This window comes from Nocardioides sp. YJ-D4, assembly GCF_054031495.1.
The window spans coordinates 2135937-2156226 of record NZ_CM132932.1 but is presented as its reverse complement, the minus strand read 5'-3'; the positions used below and the strand labels follow the sequence as shown (position 1 = coordinate 2156226).

The following is a 20290-nucleotide window of genomic DNA, read 5'->3' as shown; positions in this document are numbered from 1 at the left end:
CCCATGGAACGTCTGCGCTCACTCGTCCGTCCGGTGACCTCGGTGCCGCTGGCACGTCACCTCGTCGTGGCCCTGGTCGCCTTCGTGGTGGCGATGGCGGTCATCGGTAGCTCCAGCCAGTACCTGCAGACCCGCTACGCCGAGATGGCCTACTTCGCCATCGCCGCCGGCGGGCTCACGCTCCTGACCGGTCTCTCCGGACAGCTTTCGCTGGGCCACGGCGCGCTCATGGCCGTCGGGGCGTACGCCGCCACCCTGGTGCTCGAGCGCACCGGCGGCGAGACCCTGGCCGACGTCTTCGTCGCCCTGCTCGTCGCGATCGCGGTCTGTGCCGTGGTCGGGGTGGTGGTCGGGGTCCCGGCGGCGCGGCTGCACGGGCCGTACATCGCCGGCGCGACCCTGACGCTGGCCGTGGCGGTGCCCCGGCTGGCCAACCAGTGGGAGGTCCTCGGCGGCGAGCAGGGGCTCCAGGTGCCCGTTCCCCGCGCGACCGACCTCCCGGCGTGGATCCAGGACCTGGTCTGGTTCTTCACCGCGGTGGAGATCGACCAGTACTCCTTCCTCGCCTACCTCGGCTGGCTGCTCCTCGCGATCACCTTCGTGGCGCTCGCCAACCTGAGTCGCTCGCGGGTCGGTCGCCGCTGGCGGGCGGTGCGGGACGACGACGTCTCCGCCGAGCTGGCCGGCATCCACCTGGGCCGTGCCCGCGTGGTCGCCTTCACGGTCAGCGCCATGGCTGCCGGGCTGGCCGGCGGCCTGATGGCCATGAACGTACGTCTCACGGCGCCGGGCGCGTTCACGATCACGCTCTCCCTGACGCTCCTGGCCGCCGTCGTCCTGGGCGGGCTCGGCAGCCTGACCGGAGCGCTCATCGGGGCCGGCGTACTCGCCTTTCTTCCTCACTTCGCCACCGATCTCGGGGAGTCGGTCGGGCTCAGCGCAACCCAGGCCGCGGAGGTCACCCCGGTGGTCTACGGACTGGTGCTGATGCTCGTCATCCTCCTCGCTCCGGCAGGGATCGTCGGCAGCCTGCGCACCTTCCTAGCGCGCTCAACTCTCGGGTCAACCAAGGAGAAGACAACATGAGAACCACTGCACGCAGAGCCGTACAGGTCGTCTGTGTCCTCACCACTGCCTCCCTCCTCGCGGCCTGTGGCGCGGGGAAGGAGAGGCCGTCCGAGGACGGGTCGGCGGTCGGTGTCACCGACGCCTCGATCAAGGTCGGTGCGCACTTCCCGCTGACCGGTCCGGCCGCGCCCGGCTACTCGGAGATCCCGTCGGGCCACCAGGCGTTCTATGAGTACGTCAACGACAACGGTGGCGTCCACGGCCGGGACATCGAGATGGTCGTCAAGGACGACGCGTACAACCCGACCAACACCAGCGCCGTCACCAACGACATGATCCTGCAGGACGAGATCTTCGCGATGGTCGGTGGCCTCGGCACCCCCACGCACCGCGCGGTCGTCCAGCGCCTCAACGACGACGGCATCCCCGACCTGTTCGTCTCCAGCGGCTCGCTGCAGTGGGGCGACAACCCGTCCGGCTCGCCGATGACGTTCGGCTGGCAGCCGGACTACGAGATCGAGGGCAAGGTCATCGGTCAGTACATCAAGGAGAACATGCCCGACGCCAAGGTCGGTCTCTTCCTGCAGGACGACGACTTCGGCGAGGACGGCGAGAAGGGCGCACGGCAGTTCCTCGACGCCCAGATCGTCGACGTACAGAAGTACACGCCGGGTGGGTCGACCGACTTCTCCCCGCAGATGTCCTCGTTCAAGTCCAAGGGCGTCGACCTGGTGATCGGCTTCAACACGCCGTCCTACACCGCGCTGAGCCAGATCGCCGCGCAGGGCGTCGGCTTCAAGTCGAAGTGGTTCTACTCGAACGTCGGCTCCGACCCGGCGCTCGTCGGCGGGCTGCTGGCCTCGATGACCAAGGGCAAGATCCCGGCCGAGCAGGGCGTGAAGCTGATGGACGGGATGATGACGACCGAGTACATCCCCGGCGTCGACGCTCCTGACGACGAGTGGGTCAAGCTGTGGCAGAAGGTCTGGGACGAGTACTCCAAGAAGGGCTCGGAGAAGCTGACCAACTACCGGATCTACGGCATGTCGCAGGCCTACACCTTCGTCCAGGCGCTGCAGGCCAATGGCAAGGACCTGACCCGCGAGTCGATCGTGGAGACCATCGAGAAGGAGGGTTCCTCCTTCGAAGGACCCGGGATGGCGCCCTTCCGGTTCTCCGAGGACTCCCACATGGGCATCTCCGGGATGAGTGTGGTCGAGATCAAGAACGGTGCCTCCGAGCCGCTCACGCCGGTCCTCGTCACCGACATCGGCGACGCCCCCATCGAGGAGGACGACAGCGCCGCCTCGGACGCCCCGCCCTCGTCGGGTCTGCCCGAGTGAGATGGGCGGAGTGATCGGTACTGATCAGTAGGTTGCTGCACGTTCACGGACCGGCCTCGGTTACAGTGATTAACCCTCACTAACGCCACTGGAGGTGGTCGGTCCGTGAACGTACTCGCACCCGGGAGCGGGGTGGTTGTGACCGGAGCAGCCCGAGGGATCGGGAGAGCCCTGGCCATGCGGTTCGCAGCGGAGGGGTGTCGCGTCGTCGTGGCGGACATCGAGACCGCCGAGCTCAACTCCGTGGCGGACTCGATCGGCGCCTTAGCGGTCCCCGGGGACGCCGCCTCGGCCGCCGGAACCGCGGCGTTGGTGGACGCTGCCCGGGAGGAGCTCGGCAAGATCGACGCCTGGTACGGCAACGCGGGAGTCGAGCGCGGCCGCGGCCTCGAGGCCTCAGATCACGCCTGGATGACCTCGTACGAGGTCAACGTCCTCGCCCACGTGCGCGCCGCGCGGCTGCTGCTGCCGGAGTGGGTCGCGCGCGGTGCCGGCCGGTTCGTGGTCACCTCATCCTCAGCGGGTCTCCTCACACTGCTCGGCTCCCCGTCGTACGCGGCCACCGAGCACGCCGAGATCGCCTTCGCCGAGTGGCTCGCCGCCACCTACCGGCACCAGGGCGTCGTCGCTCAGGCGATCGTCGCGCGCAGCGTGAAGACGGCGATGCTCGAGCGCTCCTCCGGACTCCCGGGTTTCCGGTCGGCCGAGGGCGCGCTCACCGCCGAGGAGGTCGCCGACGCCGTCTGGGAAGCCGGGCAGAGCTCGCGGTTCTGGATCTCGCTCGAGCCCGACGTGGCCGAGGAGTACGCCACGCGTGCCTCGGACGTCGACGCCTGGATCGATGACGTGAACCGTGTCCGGCAGGAGCTCGACCGAACCGACTAGTCTCGAGCCGTGGAACCTTTGGTCTCGACCTGGCTCAGCGGCCTCGACGGCGTCCCGACGCAGGCGCAGAACGTCAACCAGCAGCACTATGCGGCGAGCCTGATGAAGGTGCCCGTCGCGATCGCGGCCTATCGGCTGCGCGATCGCGGGCTGCTGTCGCTCGACGAGCCGATCACGGTGCATCCCGACTTCGACTCCGCCGTGGTCGGGGCGCGGTTCGAGATGTCGCAGGAGGAGGATCAGGATCCTGAGACCTGGGCGGCGGTCGGCTCGCCGCTGCCGCTGGGTGATCTCGTACGCCGTTCCCTGACCGTCTCCGGCAACCTGGCCGTCAACCTCGTGCTGGAGCGGGTCGGACTCGAGGAGGTCGCCGCGGTGCTCGCCGACGCCGGCGTGACGCTGATGACGACGGTCTCGCGGGGGATCGAGGACGCGCCCGCGCGCGAGGCCGGGCTGCAGAACCTGGTGACCGCCAACGACATGGGCAAGCTGCTCACCAAGCTCGCCTCCGGTCGGCTGCTCTCGCCCGAGTCGACCGCCGAGCTCGAGGGGATCCTGGTGGCCCAGGAGTATCGCGACGCGATCCCGCTCGGCGTCCCCGAGGACGCGGTCGTCGGCAACAAGACCGGCTGGATCGACGGCGTACGCCACGACATGGCGATCATCCGGCCGGCTCAGGGTGAACCGCAGGTGATGGTCGTGCTCACGACCGGCCTGGACGACGACGAGTCGGAGTTCCGGATCAGCGAGGTCGCTCGCTATCTGTGGTCGACCCTGTGACGGTGCCTCGGGTCGCCGCGGTGCGCACCCAGCGGGTCCGGGTGCCGCTGCACACCCCGTTCGTGACCGCGCTGCGGCGCACCGACTTCGCCGAGACCGTCGTCGTGACCATCGAGGACTCCGACGGGTGCGTCGGCTGGGGTGAGGCTCCGCAGGTCTGGAAGGTCACCGGCGACTCGCTCGCGGGGTCCGCCGCGGCGCTGGAGGGGCCCATCTCGGATGTCCTGGTCGGTGCCGCCGCCGAGCTGTCGTCGGCCGGCCTGATCCAGGGCGCGGTCGTCGGCAACCGCTCGGCCAAGATGGCTGCCGACATCGCGCTGCACGACCTAGTCGCCCGGCGGGCAGGTGTGTCCATGATCGAGCATCTGCAGTCTCATGCGTCACAGCGCTCAGGCACTTCCTGCACTTCTCGGGCAATGCAACACCGGAGAAGTGCAGGAATACCCGGTGAACCGGGTATTCCAACGCAGCTCACCACCGACATGACCCTCTCCGTAGGCACCCCCGACGAGCTGGCGGAGGTAGCGGACGCGCGAGCGCGAGACGGGTTCACGACGCTCAAGATCAAGGTCGGGACCGACGCCGCGGGCGATGCCGAGCGGGTGCTCGCGGTCCGCGAGGCCGCCCCGGGATGCGTACTCCGGCTCGACGCCAACACCGGCTGGCGGGCGGACGAGGCGGTGGCGGTGCTGACGGACTTGGCCGACCAGGGTGTCGAGCTGGAGTTCGTCGAGCAGCCGGTCGCCCGGCGAGACCTGGAGGCGATGGCGTACGTCCGTCGTCACCAGCCCTACAAGATCCTGGCCGACGAGTCGGTCTTCGACCTCGAGGACCTCGTCGACGTCATCCGGGCCGGCGCGGCCGATGCGGTCAATGTCAAGCTCGCCAAGTGCGGTGGGATCACGCCCGCGATCGAGCTGCTGGAGGTTGCGAAGCTGCACGGCTTCGGTCGTCTCGTCGGCTGCATGATGGAGTCGCACCTCGGCATCGGCGCGGCCGCGGCACTGGTCGCGGCGTCCGGCATCCCCGGCGAGCAGGACCTCGACGCGGGCTGGTGGGCGAGGACCAGTCCGTATAGCGGTGGCATCGGCTACGACGGCCCCCGCATGCTGTTCCCCGACGCCCCCGGCCTCGGCATCGAAGGAGTCCTCTCGTGACCACCGTCAACCAGCCCACCTTCGTCGTGTCCGAACCCGCCGACGACGCCGAGCACGAGACCGAGGTCGTCCCCGGCGAGGAGATCGTCGTCCTGAAGACGCAGGGGGAGTGGGCGTACGTCGTGGTCCCCTCCCACGCCTCCACGAAGGACGAGCGGGGCTATCCCGGCTGGTTGCCGACAGCAGCCATCGCCGAGCCCGTGGCCACCCTGCTGGGCAAGGCTCGCAGCTACCTCGGCGTCCCCTACGTCTGGGGCGGCACCACCGACGCGGGCATCGACTGCTCCGGCCTGGTCTTCCGAGCCGCGGAGGCCATCGGCGTACGTGTCCCGCGAGACGCCCGCGACCAGGCCACCGCGCTCGCGGCGATCGAACTCGACGAGGTCCGTCCGGGCGACCTCTACTTCTTCGCCCAGGATCCCGGCGACCGCATCACCCACGTGGCGATCGCCACCGCGCCCCCGGAGCCCGACGGCGTACGTCCGATGATCCACGCCGACGGCGACAAGATGGTCGTCGTCGAGGAGCCGATGCCTCCCGACCGGCTCGCCACCCTCGTCGGCGCCGCGCGTCTGTGACCGCCTGTCTGTGACGGCTGCGTGACGTATCGAGCGGCGCCGGTGAATTTCTCGCGCGCCAGAAGTGACAATTCGACGTGGTGAGTTAACTTCGAACGTATGACTCGTACAGGGGCACTGAGTCCACACAGCCGCGACCTCGCGATCGGCACGATGGTCGGTGCGGCGGGGGAGACCGAGCTCGACGTACTCGTCGTCGGTGGGGGTGTGACCGGCGCCGGGGTGGCGCTGGACGCCGTCACCAGAGGCCTGAGCACGGGGCTGGTGGAGCAGCGCGACCTGGCCTCGGGAACGAGCTCGCGGAGCTCGAAGCTCGTCCACGGCGGACTTCGCTACCTCGAGATGCTCGACTTCGAGCTGGTCCGCGAGGCGCTCCAGGAGCGTGGGCTGCTGCTCAACACCCTGGCCCCGCACCTGGTCCGTCCGGTCCCGTTCCTCTACCCGCTGACCAACCCGGTGTGGGAGCGCGCCTACATCGGCGCCGGCCTCGCGCTCTACGACGGGATGGCCAGCTTCGGGCCGCTCTCCGGGATGGGCAACTCCGGCCTCCCGCGCCACCGCCACCTCACCCGCCGGGGCGTCGCCCGGATCGCCCCCGACTTCCGCACCGACGCGATCACCGGCGCGATCCAGTACTACGACGCCCAGGTCGACGACGCCCGCCTGGTCATGACGATCGCCCGCACCGCGGCCTCCCACGGCGCCCACATCGCGACCCGCGTCCAGGTGACCGGATTCCTGCGCGAGGGCGAGCGGGTCGTCGGCGTCCGAGCCCGCGACCTCGAGCACGACCAGGACCTGGTCATCCGGGCCAAGACGGTCGTCAACGCCGCCGGGGTGTGGACCGACGAGATCCAGGACATGGTCGGCGGCCGCGGCGCGCTGCACGTCAAGGCGTCCAAGGGCATCCACCTCGTCGTCCCGCGCGATCGGATCCGCTCGGAGTCGGGCTTCATCGTCCGCACCGAGAAGTCGGTCCTCTTCGTGATCCCGTGGGGCCGCCACTGGATCATCGGCACCACCGACACCCCGTGGACCTACGACCTCGCCCACCCGGCGGCCTCCAAGACCGACATCGAGTACGTCCTGGAGCACGTCAACGCGATCCTGCGCGTGCCGCTCGACCTCGAGGACGTTGAGGGCGTGTACGCCGGGCTCCGCCCGCTTCTGACCGGCGAGTCCGAGCAGACCGCCGCTCTCAGCCGCGAGCACACCGTGGTCACGCCGCTGCCGGGCCTCGTGCTGATCGCCGGCGGCAAGCTGACGACCTACCGGGTGATGGCCAAGGACGCCGTCGACGCCGCGGCCCACTCGCTCGGCACGACCACCAACATGACACTGCGCGACTCGATCACCGACAAGGTCCGGCTCGTCGGCGCAGAGGGCTTCGAGACCCGCTCGAACCAGCGCGTCCTGCTCGCCCGCCGCTCCGGCCTCCACGTCGCCCGGATCGACCACCTCCTGGGCCGCCACGGCGGCCTGATCGACGACGTGCTCGACCTCATCCAAGAGCGCCGCCCGCTCGCGCTGCCCCTGGAGGGCGCCGAGGACTACCTGGCCGCCGAGGTCGTCTACGCCGTCAACAACGAGGGCGCCCGCCACCTCGACGACGTGCTCGAGCGCCGCACCCGGATCTCGATGGAGACCTTCGACCGCGGCGTCAGTGCTGCCCCGGGGGTCGCCAAGATCATGGCCGACGAGCTCGGCTGGGACGAGACGCGCACCAAGGAGGAGGTCGACCACTACCTGCGCCGCATCGAGGCCGAGCGTCGCTCCCAGCTCCAGGTCACCGACGAGGAGGCCGACCGCGCTCGTCTCGAGGTCGAAGACCTCGTCTGACCTGTCTGCGGTGAAGGTAAATTCAGGGCGAGGAAGTTGGGTTTGAACCGCCGTCGACGTCATCGAATCGGGGTGGGGGTTCTCCTGGTGGCGGGTGTCATCGCGTGTGCCTTCCTGGTTGCACTGTCGGACTCGACGTGGCTCCAGGTTGCCGGGGGATGCGGGGTGATCGCATGCGGCGTATCAGCCCGTGTTGTGTACGCGCCACGGGGACGACTGGAACCGGAGGCGTTCGGCGGAGGCGTACTGCTGCCGCGACGCCCGGGTTATGCCGCCGAATTGTTCGCCATCTGCCTGTTCGGGGCTGTCGGAAGCGGCATCGTCGGGGTCGTCTCGCTCCTTGCCGATGCAGGGGATCGTCGCGCGGGAGCGCTCGTCATCTGCGCGCCGGGGTTACTCGCACTGGCCGGCTTCATGGCCGTCGCCATTGTCCGTCGTCGGGGCGGCTTGCTCTTGACCCCGGATGGTTTGACCTCGTACCCGATGCTGAGCCGATCGCGCACCGTGTTGTGGCGCGACATCTTCGAGGTGGAGAGCGATCCGCTCTGGGACGGGTGGATCGGGCTGCACCTACGTGGTGACGAGGAGATCAAGGTTGGTATCACGGCTGTTGCTCTCCCCGCCAAAGAGGTCATCGGTCTTGTGTCCCGGTACGCCAAGACCCCTGCCGACCGCGCAGAGCTGGCGTCCTTGGAGCGGTTCACCTCAAGTTGATGGTGTTCGCGGGTCGCGACCGAGCCCGGCATGGCTGCGTCCCACGAATTGCCGTGGCGGAGCAAGCGGTTGACGTAGCAATCTGACTCCATGTTCTTGGTCGCTGATCCCCCCGAGCCGCTGGCCACCGACGATTTCGTGCTTGCCCCGCTCCGCCCCGAGCTGCTCGACCTGGACACCGAGGCCTACCTGGCCAGCCCGGACGTGATCCGCGACCACAGCTGCGGCAGGTGGCCACGGGAGGGCTTCGGCAGCGACGACAACCTGCCGCTGGTGATCCGGCACTGGTCCGACCACCAGGCGAAACGAGCGTTCACCTACCTCTTCCTCGACCCCGAGGGCACGTCGTCCCTCGGCTGTCTCTACGTGCAGCCCCTGTTTCCCTACCTGGAGGCGATGGGCGCCGACGCCCAGACCCTGCTCAGGTACGCAGGTGGGTCCACTGCACGGGTCAGCTACTGGCTTCGCCAGGACCGAAAGCCCGAGCTCACCGCCTCGGTCGCCGAGAGGCTGGACGAGTGGCTGCGTACGAAATGGCCGTTGGACGCCTATCTCTACCGGGCCACGCCCGCGGAGGAGTGCACCGTGCACGCCCTCGACCGGCTGCCGCTGGACCGCGTCGTGATCGACCTTCCCGCGGAGCGCTACGACTACCTGTGGTGGGCCGCCGAGATTCGCCAAGTTCTGAGGGGTGGCGCATCGGGTGTTTAGACCTCTGAGATGTTGCTCACGGAGATGTAGGGGTCCGCTCGTTGTCGCCGAGGCGGCGGCTTCTGTTGGTCGCTTCGGGTGTTTGGGCGTACGAACAAACTTTTCCGCAGACTCGCGCAAACTCACGGTTAGCTCCGCTAATCAAGGCATGCCGGAGCCCGTGACGGCGTAGCGTGACGCCGCTGTCGCCGCATCCCGGACTGCTAGATCTCAGGCTGTTTTCTCTACCAGGGAAGGCAACCGGAGGGCAATGGTCCGCGGTGACTATTGCCGAATACCCTCAGGGGTCTTTAGGTTCTCTTTGCTCAAGCCGTGGGGGCGGCTCCGTTCTGCTCTTTTGGGAGTCGTCTCCATGTTGTCGCTTTCGCGCGTCCGCGCGCGCCTTGTTCCAGTGCGCCTTCGTGAGTTGGTTGCCGGTCGTACACGGCCGCAAAGCGCCGTTCTGGGTTTGATCATCCTTGCGCTGCTGGCCGGCGTGGCCTCGGCCGCAGTTCTCGTCTCGGAAGTTCTCGACACGCCCGAGGCCGAGGCGGTCGAGTGCGTCTCGGAGAAGACGGCGTCGACACCTGAGGTAGCGCATGCGTTGGCCGTCCAGACGGGGTGCGACGTAGAAATCCTAGATCGCCGTACGTCTTGGGACACCTACTTCGCCACGCCTGCCTCGACCACAAGGCACGTGCGCACCGCGTCCGCGCAACAGGTGGTAGATCAAGCATCGGGTGAGTGGGTCCCCGTGTCGGCCGAGATCGTGGAGTCCGATAAGCCCGGGGTACTAGGTGTGCGTGCGGGAGCGTTCGACTTCGAGTTCATGTCGGGACGCGTGGCTGCCCATGTTCCGTTCGCGACGATGACTGACGACGACGGAGCGGCTGTATCGGTCGCGCTCCCGGCGGCGCTCGGACCTGCAAAGGTCGAAGGTCAGAGCGTGTCGTGGCCCGTGTTGGACGCCGATGGCGGCCAAATTGTGGGCGCGACGGTGGCGACGTCGATGTATATGGACACCTCGGGGATGGTGCCGGTGCTGAAGTTGGACTCACCGGAGGCCGCCGAACAGGTGAAGTTGGCCGCCGGCGACGCGGGAATCTCGTTCGAGATGTCGACCTCTGCCGGAGTCGAGTGGAGGCCAAGAGAAGCGGGCGGATTTGAGGCTCTCGAGGTCGCGTCGGGCGAGGTCACGTTGGTGTCGCCTGCCCCGAGGCACTGGGACTCCAGCGGGTCCGTTCCGTCTGGAGGATCGTCATCGCGCGACTCGCTCGCGGACGAACGAAGTGCCGACCAGACCGCGTCGATGGGTTCACGGTCCGAGGCGGACTCCGGTGGAGGAGTGCAGGAGATCCCCGCTGCTGAGGAAGTGCAGCGTTTGACTGAACCTCTGACTGCCGACCTGGTTGAGCCGATGGGGACTCGGTTGGTCGCACCGAACAAGTTCACGGCGACGGCGAACTTGGAGCTGTTGCGGTCGGCCGAGGCATCTTGGCCCCAGTTCATCGATCCTCCGGTGTCCAACGACCTGGTTCATTGGACGATGATCCAGAACGGCTGGCCGGACGCTACGGACTGGGACTTCGGCAAGGGGGCAAGCACTCCGCTGGGGCGTTCGGAAGGCCTCGGACTGTGCGACGTGGACAACCAGTACGGCGGCGAATGCAATCGGGACAACGTCAAGCGTCTGATCTGGCAATTCAACTGGCTCGGGGAGTTCGACGGCGCCAGCGAAGCCACCGATCTCGATTCCGAAGAGATCATCAGCGCGACCTTCCAAGCAACAGGAACCTGGTCGTACGACTGCAGCGATCGCGATGTTCAAGCATTCAGGCTTCCGGATATTAGTTCCGCGACGACGTGGCGCAACTACAGCTTCCGTTTCACCGAGGACGAGACGCGCAAACAGCAGCTTCGGCGGGTGCACCACAAGTCGGGATGCCCGGAAGGGCCGCAGCCGATCGACTTCTCGGTCACCGACGCCGCGCGGATCAAGGCCGACGGGGACCAGACGACGATGGCAATCGGGTTGATGGCTCTTAACGAGGACTCGATGGTTGCATGGAAGAAGTATGCGGGGGAGACGGCCAAGCTGGAGATCGAGGCCTCATACGCCCCGACGATCAGCGGTGCGAAGACGGGCAACGCCGAGAGGTGCACCACCGACCCTGACAACAAGCAGTGGATCGGCAAGGCGGAGGAATCCTCCGGAGTGCTGCTCAAGGCGGTGCCAGCCGACCATGACACAGGCAGCGTCAAGGTTCGCTTCTCGTGGCGAAAGGCTGGCTCGACGGGTGAGTTCGATTCGAGGGATGTCACAGGAACTGCCGGCCAGGAAGCTTCAACTCGCCTGCCGACGGACCTGGGCGAGGGCTACAACTCCTGGTATGCGACGGCAGTCGACACATCGAAACCTGCTCTGACATCCAACTCGCTGAACTGCCACTTCTACGTCGACACGATCGCGCCGAACGCTCCGACGATCACTTCCGAGCCACCGCCTTCTATCGAAGGGGCTGTGACGGAGTATGAAGAGGATCTTGAGCGTGGTGGCAAGAACCAGAAGGGCTGCTTCAAGTTCGACAGGAACGGTTCGACCGATGTCGGCCTCATCGAGGTGCACTTCAACAACGTCCAGGTCGCCAAATTGACCATGACGGGCGACGCAGCGGTCAAGTGCCTCACGCCGACAATTGTGGGACCACAGACGGTGAAGGCGGTCTCGATTGACCGCGCTGGCAATGAAACGTCCAACACCTACTCCTTCTACGTGGCGCAGGCACGTGAGGACGGCATCTGGAGCTTCGACGAGGCGTCGACATCTGAGGCAGCGGATAAGACGCGCTATGACGCCTCGGCCGCGGAAGCACTGCCTGCAGGCAAGCTCTTGTTCAACGGTCCGACCAAGATCGCCGGGCCCCATGCGGAGTGGGGGTCCCGGAGCAACGACAAGGCTTTGCGCTTCGACGGCATCAATGACTACGCCTATAGCGAGGCATGGCGGCCGGTGTTCGATACAACGAACTCATTCGTCGTCTCGGCCCACGTCAGATTGGGCTCCTCCGCGTCAGCCACCGGGTGGTATACGGCAGTATCTCAGTTGGGCTACACGGCAACGGGTGCTGGCTTCGAGGCCTTCCGAATTGGATATCGCCCGGCCGGGAGTGGCACGACAGCGTGCCCAACCGCGTCGGCGGCGCCTGGGGCTCTCGGTGGGTGTTGGACCTTCGTCCTGGGCGAAAACCATCAGATGGCGGTGCGCTCGCCGGTTCCTGTGAAGGCGGGCGAGTGGGTCCATCTGGTCGGTGAGTACGACAAGGGTTCGACCGCAACCGGCGATGAGATGGCCCGGATATGGGCCTGTCAGGTGGGAACGGCCGCGAGTCCGTCTGCTGGCAAGCCGGTGCGTTCGGAGGTCGAGACGGCCCCGAGCGTGAAGTCGGGCGGCTCCTTTGTGGTCGGCCGCGGATACCCCGGCGGCAACGGCAGCAACTGGTTCAACGGTGACATCGACAACGTGCGGATCTTCCGCGGGGATGTGCTGGCTGAATCGAAGGTACGCCGGATGTGCCAAGGCGCTGAGGCATGGCAGACGGCCGGGCTCGAAGAGGACAAGTTCCTCAACCCCACGATCAACGAGTGACGGGCAGGCCAACCGATGGCAGATCAGCAGGCGTCCCAGCAAGACACTCCGGAGACTGGCACGCGGAGCACGGCCAAGTGCGACGCGTCCCGATGGACGAGGCCAAGAATGAACCCACGCTTTGCGGCGAGCATCGCCGGGCAGACCGCGGTTATGGTGAGCGCGATCTGTGCTATCCGCCTCACCGGCAGGAAGGTCGCGCGGATCGTTGCATGTGCTGTAGCTGGCCTTCTGATGTCGCTGGTGATGGTTGACCCAGCCCCCGCAGCACCGGCGATGGCAGGCGCGGTCATCGTTGAGGACGAAGTGGTCGACCCCGTGGTAGCCGACGATGACGAGTCGGTGGTCAGTGATCAGCGGGCCGAGGAGTTCCTGAAAGAGGCACCGGCTACGCCTGAACCCGTGCCCGCCGGCAACGTCACCGACGAGGCACGCGAACCCTTCTCACCCGACGCATGTCTGCTTCCGCCGGCAGCGGCTGAACCGGAAGACCCAGAGTTGGTCCCTCCGACCGACGACACGCCGGTCGTTCCGAGTCCAGATGTCGACCCTGCCTGCGAGATTGGTGCTGAGCCGACTCCGACGCCCGAACCAACGCCGACCACCGAGCCAACAACCGCCTCGACCTCGAGTGTCGACCCGAGTTCCAGCCCCGCGCCGTCAACGGAGCTGTCCGCGACGGCAACGGAGTCCGTCGAAGCCCCCGCCGCGCCGTCTGCAAGTCAGAGCGAAGCGACAGCAGATTCGTCGGTCTCCAGTGAGAAGAGCACTGAGCCGACGCCGTCACAGAAGCTCGGGATCGCTCCCCTGAGTGGAATGGGGACGCTGTCGCTGGGCGATGGCCCCGCAGCTGCTCCCGGAGGCAACTGGGGCGCGACATCGTTGGCGCCATCCGCATCGTGGTCGACAGCGGGCAACACCGGCGGGTTCAGCTGGTCCTACCCCCTGGATCTGACATCGGCTGCTGCCGGCCCGAAGCCCAGCTTGAGCCTGTCGTACTCGTCCGCATCATCGGACGGTCGCACCGACGCGACCAACAATCAGACGTCGTGGGTCGGTGAAGGTTTCGACCTGACCAGTGACTTCATCGAGCGCACCTATGTGCCCTGTGCCTCAGACATGGAGGGGCAGGCAAACAACCCCACGGACCACGCTGTCGGCGACCTGTGCTGGGGCCCGATGAACGCGACGATGATGCTCGGCGGTGGCGGCGGGGAGATGGTTCGCACCTCTTCGCGGACCGAGGACGGCACCGAGTTCGTGACCTGGAAGCCGGAGAGATTCGACGGAACCGTCGTGGAGGAGGTCATTCCTGACGGGCGCCAGCGCTACTGGCAGGTTCGCACCCCTGACGGGACGTTGTACGTCTTCGGGAAGGGATCGTCCACGTCCTCGTCGGCGTCCACGAGATCCGCCTGGACGGTCCCGGTCTACGGAAACCATCCTGGAGAGCCTGGTCACGCCGAGAGCTACGGCGGGTCGCGTGAACGGCAGGTGTGGCGGTGGAACCTCGACTATGTCGAGGACCGCTTCGGCAACACCATGAGCTACTTCTACGACCCGGACCAGGCGTGGTACGGGGCGAACAACGACGCGTCCACCGTGTGGTACCACCCCGGCGGCTACCTGGCGCGCATCGAGTACGGCACTCGCAAGAGCGTTTCGACGTCCTCGAGTGACGCCCCGGGCAAGGTTGTCTTCGGCGTCGAGGAGGACCGCAGCGATGTGCCCGAGTCCTTGGTGTGCCGCTTCGGCGCCGGTGAAGAGGTCGAAACGATCGCGGACCGATGCGACAAGACCACCCCGGTGTTCTTCACGACGGCCCGGCTGAGCAGCATCGAGTCCTTCACCCAGGACTCGACGGGCTCGCATCCTGTGGACCGTTGGGAACTGTCGCAGTCCTGGATGGACCCCAAGGACTCCTCGCTGGGCAAGCGTGGCCGGATCATGCGCCTCGATCGCATCCGGCACATCGGCAAGGGTGGAACCTCAACTACGACGGACGACATCGTGGTCCCGGACGTCGTGTTCGGCTGGTCGTTGTTCAAGAACCGTGTCCGTTCTATCCCCGGCATGTGGCGACCGCGCCTGAGCAGCGTCTTGACCGACACCGGCGCGACGATCGGCATTGCCTACACCGCCGCGTGTGACCCGGATCGACTTCCGGACCAGCCGGTTGCACATCCTTCACCGGCGGTTGCGCTCTGCATGCCTGCGGGTTGGCACAAAGACATCGCTCCTGACGCCATCGACTGGTTCCAGAAGTACAAGGTCTCCACCGTTACGACCATTCCATCGTCGCGAGTCAACGGAAGCGGAGCTCCCGCGACAGGTTCGGAGATGATGACCACCAGCTTCGAGTACGGCGGCGGAACCTACTGGGCGAAGCCGACCGGCGCGGTGATGAAGCCCGATGAGGTGACGTTCCAGGAGTTCCGCGGCTACCGATGGGTGAAGACCACCACGGGACGCGACGGGGATCACCGTCAGATCTCCAAGACCACCTACTACCGAGGTGACGGCCAGAAGATCAGTGCAGGCCCAGTCGCGGCAGCCAACCGGACGAGTGTCGTCGACGATGTGCAAGCGCGTGTCGGAGAGACCTTCGCCCAGGCGTCCTTCTCCGGTGGCCACAAGGTGACCGAGTCGATCAATGAGTCGGCCCACACCGAGGTGGCGCGTTATCCAGTCGATGATTCCAAGCCGCTCAGAGTTGCGTCGAACAGGTTGACCACATCGACCGGTCACGGATTCTCGTATCGAGCTGACGGATACCTCGACACACGCACTCAGACGATCACGCGGTATACGAGCGATGGTCAGGTGCGTCAGGTCAACAACCTCGGGAAAGTGGCCGCCGACGGCGAGTGGACCGCCGGAGATGCAACTGCCGACGACAACATGTGCACCCGGTATCAGTACGGAACCGAGGTGTCCTCTGCGCTGGCATCGATGCCGGCACTGGTCTGGCGCACCCAGACGAGGGCGACCGCGTGTCCCGAGCCGACCGACGGGTTTGACGGTGTCGCGCCGAAGGATCTGGTCTCCGACCAGCTCGACATTCTCAACGGTGACGGTGTCTCTACCCAGTCCTGGTCACTGAATCCGGACTCCGTGGATGTGGGCAGCACCGACACGGGCGATGTTGTCGCCGGCACCATGAGCGGCGAGGGCCGTCGCGGCTTTGTCCAGGTGTCGGCGACGATGTACGACGCACTGGGGCGCCCGACGCGGGTTACATCCCACCCCGGCTCGTTGAACCGCTCGACCGAGACGCACTACAGCCCAGAAGGTGCAGGCCTCCTGGCGGCAACGACCGTCACAACTGATGATCTGGATGGCAGCGGGTGGCGCACGCCGTTCGAGACCACGACGATCTACAACGCGCGGACCGGTGTAGTCACCGACACCTATGACATCAACAACCTCCACACCTCTGGGAGATACGACGCGCTGGGTCGGCTTATCTCAGTCACGTATCCTCAGCACCGAGAGGGCGGTTCGGCAGGGATCGACAAGGAATCGATCAAGTATCAGTACGTCCTCGGTGTCGGCGCGCCTCGCAACGAAGACGGCTCCCTGCGGAACAACCTCAACAACGGCATCAACGCCGTCACGACGCGGACCCTCGGTGCTGATGGTTCGACCTACCATGTCGATGTCACGCTTTCGGATGGGTTGAACCGAGTCGTCCAGACTCAGACTGAGTCTGCCCACTCCGGTGACGACTATCAGAACCTCACCAAGCTTCCAGACGTCCGTGTGGTATCGCACTCGATCTACGACACGGCCGGCCGGCTGATCGAACAACAAGGTCCTTGGACGACCGTAGATGGCGGTCCGAAGGCCGAACTCCTCAAGCTAGGCCCCAGCGTTGCCGATGGCGGCAGCGGCATGGGCGATCCGGGGAGGTCAACCACCTACACCTACGACGGCTTGGGTCGCCGGACTGCGGAGATCGCTCGCGGGGCGAACGCGACAGAGCGATCGACAACGAAAACGGTGTATGACGGCTCATACACAACCGTGCTTGCACCAGGCGACGTCAAACCGCTGACGGACAGCGGCGGCACCTCCACGACATCACAAACCGACTCACGTGGTCGTGTCGTCGCTCAATGGCAGCACACCAAGGCGGCGCCTGCGACGACGGACCAGGCGGGCCGCGTTCTGATCGGCGGGAAGAGCCCGACGGAGTCCACCGCGCCGAAGACGGTCTACGACTACGACCGCGCCGGACACCTGATGTCGATGACGGACCCGGCGAATGACGTGTGGAGCTACGAGTACGACATCCTCGGCAGGCAGACGCGCGTGGATGATCCGGACGCGGGCGTCACCGAGACCTCCTATTACGCCGACGGTCAGACGAAGACGGTGACCAGCAGTCCGGGGACGTCTTCGGAAGAAACGATCGGATACACGTACGACAAGCTCGGTCGTCTCGAGCGCGTTATTGACGGCGGCACGGAGTTGACGCCAAACAACACCCGGGTTCTTTACCAATATGACGGCGCCCCCGATGACACGAGTCTGTCGGGCCCCATGCTCGGCGTGCAGTATCGGACAGTCCGATTCCAGGGCGGCGACGAGTACGTCACTAAGGTGCCCAAGGTCGACGATGCCTATCGGACGTTGTCTACGTCGACGTTCGTGTACCCCCGCTCGGGGGATGTGACGACACCGGCCGGGATCTGGCATGCGCGGGTCAATCCCGGCGGTACGACGGCGGCGGCAACCAATGACTACACCTACACCGCTGATGGCCAGGTCGCGTCGGAGAAGTTCGCTCAACTGAAAGCGAACGGGACCGAGATTCTCTCGTCTGAGACGGTCACGACCCACTACGACAAGGCCTCGATGGCTCGTTGGATGGGCGGCGGGTTTTCGTGGGGCACCTATGTGGCGGAGTCCCGCTACACCCCGTTGGGCAAGGTCGAGACGCTCGACTTGGGCAATACGTATGGCACTTATGTGACTCGGAAGTACGACCACGTCACGGGTTTGGTGACCGGGCTAGAGGTGAAGCGTGAGGGCCTCCCCGTCGATGTCTCGCTGACGTACTCCTATAACGACGCGGGTGACATCACTTCGATCGCCGATAGGCCGGCGGCAGATGCCGCGACCAAGGGCGAGACGCAGTGCTTCACCTATGACTCGTTGAGGCGGCTCACGCAGGCATGGACGCCTGCGAGCAACGCTTGCTCGACTGCTGCCGACGCTGCTGCGACCGAGGCGCTGGGTGGACCTGCCGGTTACGGCGTCTCTTACACCTATGACGGCCAGACGAAGGTTGACGCGACGCTTCCGGGTGCGGGTAACCGCACCAAAGAAGTGTTCAGGGACGCCACGAAGTCCACCTCGACGACGAATGACTACTTCTACGAGGAATCCGGGAACGCAGGCCCGCATGCGTTGACGAGGATGGTTCAGACCATCACTGTGGGGCAGACCACTGGTGCGCCGATGACCCGCGAGTACGAGTACTCGAAGGCGGGTCAGCAGGTGAAGCGTGCTGAGCGCCTCGACACCGCGCAGTCGGTCAACCAGCTGAATTGCTGGGACCCCGAGGGCAATCTGTCCAAGGTGTTGAACCGGGCGTTGAAGTCCGGTGAGACGGCTGAAGAGACGTGCGCCAACGGCGTCGTGGACGAGGCGGGTGAAGCTGGCTTCGTCTATGACGGTGACGGCAACCGGATGTTCCGCACCGATGCTTCGGGGACCACTGTCTACCTCCCCGGCGGGCAGGAGATGTTCTTCCCTGTGAAGGCTGCTGACCCTGCGGCTGCGACGCGCTACTACAGCTTTGCCGGTGAGACCGTCGCGGTCCGCACGGGTCGCGGGTTCGAGGGTGTCGAGTCGCTGGTGAACGATCACCATGGGACTCCGATTGCGTCGGTTCCCAACGTGCCGAACCTGAACTCGCGCAAGGCTGCTTTCAAGCGGGTCTACTCGACGCCGTTCGGGGACGAGCGCGGCGCGCAGAACATCACCGCCGCGGACCGGGATGGAAACGGCACGCCAGGAGACCACGGGTTCCTAGGGGCGCCGACGGACGTCTCGACCGGCCTGACACAGATGGGCGCCCGGTACTACGACACCGAGACCGGGATGTTCATCTCTGCAGACCCGATCTTGAAGCCGGGGGATGCGGACCATTTCAACGCCTACGCTTACTCGTTCCAGAATCCGCTGACCTATTCGGATCCGACTGGTTTGGCAGGGTCTATGCCTGACGGCGAGGACTGCGGCGGACGTTGCGATGGGGACGATGTCAGGGAGTACCGCGAACGAAATGAGTCCCAGCAGCAGGTGGAGAATGAGCCTGCGAGCGTGGAGGAACCGGTCAGCACCGACACGACTCCCGCGGGCCCCTCACAGGAAGAGGTCGAAGAGGCCGAGCAGACTTTGGCCAAGACAGTTACCGATGTCGCGCTCGAGGTCGGTTGGGACCTGCTGAAGGACTTCGTCGGCTGGAACGACCTGATGGGCTGTATGGATGCGGACATCGCCTCCTGCGCGATGCTCGCGATCGGGATCACTCCGTGGGGCAAGGGTCTGAAGGCGATCAAGGCGCTCGGCAAGGTCGTTGATGCCGGGGTGGCGCTGTTCAAACGCCAAAAGGCTGCCCGAAAAACGATCGCCGATGCGAAGGCTGCCGAAGCTGCCGCGGCGACGGTGTGTCCGATCGGAGGCGGTCGGAAGTCCTTCTCGGGTGACACGCCGGTGTTAATGGCCGACGGGACTCATAAGCCCATTGAAGATGTTCGCGTCGGCGATCTGATATGGGCCACAGATCCAGTTACCGAGGTTGCTGGGCCGCGGAAGGTGACGCATACATGGGTCCACTTGGACGACTTGTATCCAGTCGAGATCGATGGCGTGCGGTTGGTTACGACGGAGGACCACCCGTTCTGGTCGGTCACTGATCGGCGATGGGAGGACGCACAGGACCTGGCGTCGGGCGAACTTGTGCTCAATGCGACTGGTAACACGGCTACCGTTACCGAGTCGGTTGAGACTGGTCGATTCGAAGTAGGGTTGGCATACAACCTCACGGTAGCGGGGATTCACACCTACCACGTTGCCAATGCTGGCGTACTCGTACACAACACGAACTGTGGAACCTTCGGTCACCTGTCGCCGAGTGGAAGGCTGACCATCCCTAACGTGAAAGGCGTGTACCGTATCGTTACGAACAGTGGCAGGAAGTACATCGGAAAGGCGACGGACATCCATAATCGGGTTCACGCATCTTTCCGCAAGAAGGGCGCCTTGTACGAAGAGGGCGAGCGTGCAGGGGATGTTCGCGAGCTTGATTGGATCGAGATGGAGGGCGCCACAGATGACGAACTCTTCGAAGCAGAGGCTGACTGGATCGATCGCGAAGGTGGCATCGAGGCCCTTGCTAATAGAGTGAACTCTCCTGGAAATCGGTAGGAATTGGTTGCGATTGCATGTCCAACAACCGCGATGGAATCATGGATTGGCGAACCAGGTCAGACGGACCATGGAATGAGGATGCGCGAAGGAAGTACCTAGACGGCGGATTCCATGGACTCAGGTTCCGGAGTTCTGCGAAGATGAGGG

Annotated in this window: 11 protein-coding genes; all 11 read left to right on the top strand. The window is 65.7% G+C overall.

What is annotated here, in order from left to right:
* The first annotated feature begins 3 nt into the window (after positions 1 to 3).
* The 11 genes from ACW14X_RS10235 (at position 4) to ACW14X_RS10185 (ending at position 20140) form a co-directional block, all read left to right on the top strand.
* Positions 4 to 1086 carry a branched-chain amino acid ABC transporter permease gene (locus ACW14X_RS10235; protein ID WP_160025309.1) on the top strand — a complete coding sequence of 361 codons (1083 nt, stop codon included), beginning with the start codon at positions 4 to 6 and terminating at the stop codon, positions 1084 to 1086.
* Complete coding sequence (locus ACW14X_RS10230) at positions 1083 to 2411, top strand: ABC transporter substrate-binding protein (RefSeq protein ID WP_457165524.1); 1329 nt, start codon at positions 1083 to 1085, stop codon at positions 2409 to 2411. The genes ACW14X_RS10235 and ACW14X_RS10230 overlap by 4 nt, the downstream gene beginning before the upstream one ends.
* Positions 2412 to 2516: 105 nt before the next feature.
* Positions 2517 to 3296, top strand: coding sequence for an SDR family NAD(P)-dependent oxidoreductase (locus ACW14X_RS10225; protein ID WP_160025307.1), 780 nt, complete (start codon positions 2517 to 2519; stop codon positions 3294 to 3296).
* Between the two features lie 9 nt (positions 3297 to 3305).
* Positions 3306 to 4076: a serine hydrolase gene (locus ACW14X_RS10220; RefSeq protein ID WP_457165523.1), complete on the top strand. Its 771-nt coding sequence runs from the start codon at positions 3306 to 3308 to the stop codon at positions 4074 to 4076.
* A gap of 2 nt (positions 4077 to 4078) precedes the next feature.
* Positions 4079 to 5233 carry a dipeptide epimerase gene (locus ACW14X_RS10215; RefSeq protein ID WP_457165522.1) on the top strand — a complete coding sequence of 385 codons (1155 nt, stop codon included), beginning with the start codon at positions 4079 to 4081 and terminating at the stop codon, positions 5231 to 5233.
* Positions 5230 to 5811, top strand: a complete 582-nt coding sequence (locus ACW14X_RS10210; RefSeq protein ID WP_160025304.1) for a C40 family peptidase — start codon at positions 5230 to 5232, stop codon at positions 5809 to 5811. The genes ACW14X_RS10215 and ACW14X_RS10210 overlap by 4 nt, the downstream gene beginning before the upstream one ends.
* A 99-nt stretch (positions 5812 to 5910) precedes the next feature.
* Positions 5911 to 7650 carry a glycerol-3-phosphate dehydrogenase/oxidase gene (locus tag ACW14X_RS10205; protein WP_160025303.1) on the top strand — a complete coding sequence of 580 codons (1740 nt, stop codon included), beginning with the start codon at positions 5911 to 5913 and terminating at the stop codon, positions 7648 to 7650.
* Positions 7651 to 7737: 87 nt separating this feature from the next.
* On the top strand, positions 7738 to 8364 hold the full coding sequence (locus ACW14X_RS10200) for a hypothetical protein (RefSeq protein WP_457165521.1): 627 nt from the start codon (positions 7738 to 7740) through the stop codon (positions 8362 to 8364).
* A gap of 90 nt (positions 8365 to 8454) precedes the next feature.
* A complete protein-coding gene (locus tag ACW14X_RS10195; RefSeq protein ID WP_160025302.1) occupies positions 8455 to 9075 on the top strand; it encodes a hypothetical protein in 621 nt (206 codons plus the stop codon).
* Positions 9076 to 9427: 352 nt separating this feature from the next.
* Positions 9428 to 12700, top strand: a complete 3273-nt coding sequence (locus ACW14X_RS10190; protein ID WP_457165520.1) for a hypothetical protein — start codon at positions 9428 to 9430, stop codon at positions 12698 to 12700.
* 108 nt (positions 12701 to 12808) lie between these two features.
* Positions 12809 to 20140 (top strand): RHS repeat-associated core domain-containing protein, encoded by a 7332-nt coding sequence (locus ACW14X_RS10185; RefSeq protein WP_457165519.1) that lies wholly within the window; start codon positions 12809 to 12811, stop codon positions 20138 to 20140.
* The last annotated feature ends 150 nt before the right edge of the window (positions 20141 to 20290 follow it).